This window comes from Oleiphilus sp. HI0043 (assembly GCF_001634935.1).
On sequence record NZ_LWEY01001769.1, the window covers coordinates 1 to 852 of the forward strand.

Here is an 852-nt window from a genome sequence, read left to right on the forward strand (position 1 = left end):
ACAGCAGGTGTATTGTCTTTAGTATTCTTACGAGCGCCGGCAGGGTCATCTAGGATTGAAGCACGTAAGACGTTATCTGGATGAGTGTAAGCACGACGTACACCTTCATTTATCATATCAGTCAGGCTTAATTCAGCATCCCACTGCACATCCATACCGACTTTAACGAATACAGTCACGATACCGGTATCCTGACAAATTGGTCGCTTACCTTCTGCACACATACGTGAATTGATGAGTATTTGTGCCATTGCATCTTTAGCAGCTTGGGAGTCTTCTTTTAAATACGCTTCATGGACGGCATCAATAAAGTCTTTTGGGTGATAGTAGGAGATAAACTGCAGGGCATCTGCAACGCTATCAATTAAATCTGCTTGACGAATTGTGGTCATAGTCACTCTCTAACGTTTTTCTTTAATTAATAAACTGCTGAGGCTCTTAAGCTTTTGGCCAGGCCCATGTTGTGTTTATCAATTAATACATGGCTGATCACCCACTCATCTTCTGAGCGATCAATTATTGGGGTACTGAATTGTACTCTGATTGAAGATGAGTTTGTAGTCACACCTACAAAGCTTAAACGACGGTTAAATTCGTTACAGCTACTAAGCAAGTGCATCTAATTCTTTGCGCTAAAAAATTAGACAAATTGCTTTTTCGTGTCTACGTTTAATCTAGGTCAAAATTTTTAGGCCTGGTGGTGTGTGTTGCTGAATTTAAACAGATAAAACCAAGCAAGCATCCACCATCTAGCCACTACTTATTTGAGACAACGTTTAGGAAAGGTCTTATCCATGTATAAAAAAACCTTATTAAGTGTCGCGATTGCGTCAGCATTATCATTAACAGGCT

The 852-nt window shown here is 40.0% G+C and carries 1 protein-coding gene; it reads right to left on the reverse strand.

All coding sequences use genetic code 11. The features are described from left to right. A partial coding sequence (locus A3729_RS27270; protein WP_197476161.1) for a fumarate hydratase occupies window positions 1-392 on the reverse strand: 392 nt, incomplete at its 3' end. Between the last annotated feature and the right edge of the window lie 460 nt (window positions 393-852).